Origin of the sequence: Arthrobacter sp. Hiyo1 (assembly GCF_001263615.2) — a bacterium.
Classification (GTDB): domain Bacteria; phylum Actinomycetota; class Actinomycetes; order Actinomycetales; family Micrococcaceae; genus Arthrobacter.
Genome location: NZ_DF952468.1, coordinates 237,447 through 240,465 on the forward strand (window position 1 = coordinate 237,447; position 3,019 = coordinate 240,465).

2 protein-coding genes and 1 pseudogene are annotated in these 3,019 nt (G+C 63.5%); 2 read left to right on the forward strand and 1 reads right to left on the reverse strand.

The window, feature by feature from the left end:
* Nucleotides 1-232 (reverse strand): hypothetical protein (locus AHiyo1_RS24370; RefSeq protein ID WP_172465463.1); only part of this gene is annotated, 232 nt, incomplete at its 3' end.
* Nucleotides 233-787: 555 nt separating this feature from the next.
* On the opposite strand from AHiyo1_RS24370, the gene AHiyo1_RS00980 reads away from it, so the two are divergent.
* Both AHiyo1_RS00980 and AHiyo1_RS27800 read left to right on the forward strand, forming a co-directional pair.
* Nucleotides 788-1,444: an NAD(P)H-binding protein gene (locus AHiyo1_RS00980; RefSeq protein ID WP_059387326.1), complete on the forward strand. Its 657-nt coding sequence runs from the start codon at nt 788-790 to the stop codon at nt 1,442-1,444.
* 88 nt (nt 1,445-1,532) lie between these two features.
* A pseudogene (locus tag AHiyo1_RS27800) lies at nt 1,533-3,019 on the forward strand (cation:proton antiporter); the annotation flags it as partial.

The window sequence follows — 3,019 nt, forward strand, 5'->3', positions numbered from 1 at the left end:
GTGCGGCAATCCCGGCTCCCGAACCGACGTGCGTGGCGTTTGCGGCGCTCGCGCCTGGGGCAAGGACCTGTGTGTAGTTCTGCATCGTCACGGCCGCAATGGCGACCACCGCGACAATTGCCCAAGTGGCTATTGATGCCTTGTACCTGGTGACAGTTCTTACCCCCGCGGATATCAGGGCGAGGACGCTGCCTCCACTGATCCCGCCGTGTCTGTACTCCTGCTGATACATGTCGAATCCCCGTAGCTCATCGTTTCTGGGGCCGGCCGGTTGGCGGCCCCGGGAAGTGATACGCAGGCGCAGGGGATGGCGCTCGTTGAGACCCTTTTGCTTAAATGCGCAGCACTGAGGAAGCCCTCATTTCCGCCCATTTCGAATAGATCCATCAACGGGATGTAACCCGGTTATTTGGATAAGTCCATCAATGAGATTTATGAAATGAGGTATTCCTTTTCCTGCTGCAGGTGATTTGAGTGTAGGAATGGGTAATTCGCTCCACACGAGTGGGTGCCACTTGCTTTTATTTCCGGCTGGCCACCAAACACTCGCAAGTCTTCTTCGGCGTCGGGAGGGGTGCCCCCAAGGCCCGGACTTCCGGACTTCCGGCCAGGGTGGCGATTTTGTTTAAACTAAGTCTACTTAGTAATTAGTAGTCAGATTTGTCCGGAGAACTGACGAATTCAGCAATGGGCTCCGCAAATGCGGAGCGGCGATTTTCCGGGAATTCATCCACCGTCTGCGGGCGGGCTTGGCCACTGCGCTTGACCACTGCGACAGAATGGGTCCATGAGTCGAATCGCAATCATCGGCGGCCACGGCAAGGTGGCCTTGCACCTGTCCCGCATCCTGAGCAACGAAGGTCACGCGGTCACTTCCTTTATCCGCAATCCGGAACACGCGCCCGAGGTCGAAGTGACGGGTGCGGCCCCGGTGGTGCTCGACGTCGAGAATTCGACGACGGCGGAGATCGCGTCGGCGCTTGACGGCCACGACGCCGTGGTGTGGTCCGCCGGGGCAGGCGGAGGCAATCCGGAACGTACCTATGCCGTAGACAGGGATGCCGCCATCCGCTCGATGGATGCCGCGGCACAATCCGGCATCACCCGCTATGTGATGGTGTCCTACTTCGGCGCAGGACCCAGCCACGGCGTTCCCGAGGACAACAGCTTCTACGCCTACGCGGAGGCCAAAGCCGCGGCGGACGAGTACCTGCGCGCTACTGATCTCGACTGGACGATCCTTGGCCCGGGTGCGCTGACCAGCAATCCGGGGTCTGCGCTCATTGAGGTAAGCCCCGCGGACCCGAGTACCGGGACGGAAACTTCACGGGCCAATGTTGCCTTGGTGGCTGCCGCCGTCTTGGAACTGCCAGAGACTGTCCGCCGCACCATCGAGTTCAGGGACGGCTCAATGCCCGTGGTGGAGGCTCTCACCGCGTCCTAACCGCGCCCCGCCGGGATATGTTGGTAGGGCTAGTCCCTCGGCAGGCGCCCGGGACGCCGCCGTTACGACGTCTGGGGAAATCGGGAACATGGACCAGTTGGCACTCATTGTTGGACTGCTTCTTGCAACGGTCGTGGCCGTGGGCCTGGGGGACCGCTTGCGGCTCCCGTACCCGGTGCTGATGCTCTTGCTGGCTGCGGCTATGACCTTCATTCCGGGCTTCCCGGACTTTGATCTTGCGCCTGAACTGATCCTCCCGATCTTCCTTCCGCCGCTGCTGTTCGCAACCGCCCAGAAGAGTTCCTGGGCCGTCTTCCGGGTCCGGTGGCGGACGCTTCTGCTCATGGCTGTGGCGCTCGTCGTGGTATCGACGGCGGTTGTTGCCGGTGCCGCGTGGCTCATGATTCCGGGGATCGGCATTCCTGCGGCGATCGCACTCGGTGCCATGGTGGCCCCGCCGGACCCCGTCGCGGTTGAATCCGTTGCCGGACGCGTCCACATGCCGCGCAGGCTCATCACCGTGCTGCAGAGCGAGGGCTTGTTCAACGACGCCGCCGCGATCGTGATCTTCCAGGCCGCGGTGGCGGCGACGGTTTCCGGCACCAAGCTGGGTGCCGGCGTCGTGCTCCAATTCGTCATCGGTGCTGCCTTGGCCGTCATTGTCGGCATTGCGATGGGCTGGTTGACGAGGCTCATCACCCAGCTGGTCACCTCCATGGTGGCCCGCAGCGCCGTAACCCTGGTGATTCCCTTCGCTGCCTACATCCTTGCGGAAGAGCTGCACGCCTCCGGGGTGATCGCCGTCGTCGTCACCGCCCTCGAAACGCAGCGGCACGCGCGTCCCAGGACGCCGCCGAGCGCGTCACCCGCACCGCCTTCTGGGACGTGGTGGAACTTCTCGCCACGGGCCTGGCGTTCGGCCTTGTGGGGCTGGAGATCCGGCATGTGATCCGGGACGAAGGGGCGGCCATATATGGCATGATCGGCCCCGCCGTGGCGGTGTGCGTGCTCGTGTTCGTTGTCCGCTTCGCTTGGCTCGGGCTTTTGGCAATCTCGGCCCGCAAGCGGAAAAACCTGCTGCAGCCGGCCTCGCCCAAGGAGGTCCTGATCCTGACGTGGTGCGGCATGCGCGGCCTCGCGACGCTGGCCCTCGCCTTGGCCCTTCCTCTGACTATCGCAGAGGGCAGCGACTTCCCTGCCCGCCACGAGATCCTGGTCATCGCCTGCGCGGTACTGCTGGCCACCCTGGTGCTGCCGGGGCTGACCCTTCCGTGGCTCATGCGCGTGCTCAAGGCATCCGAAGACGGTTCGCACGAAAAGGATGCCGCGCGGCTCCTGGCCAAGCGCGCCCAGACCGCCGCCATCTCCGCACTGAAGGAACACGATCTGATGAAGGAGTTGCCGGCGGACAAGGTGGCCCTCGTCAAGGAAAAGATGACCCGCCTGCATGCCGAGTTGCTTGACGGGACATTGAAGAACGAGTCGGACGCCGAAAAGCGACAGCGCGGCAGGGAACTGGCGATCGCGGTCCAGACCATCGCCCTCGACGCCGCGCGCCAGGAAGTGGTCGCCGCG

Coding starts and splice junctions, on each gene's coding strand:
- AHiyo1_RS00980 (WP_059387326.1), top strand. CDS start 788: ATGAGTCGAATCGCAATCATCGGCGGCCACGGCAAGGTGGCCTTGCAC.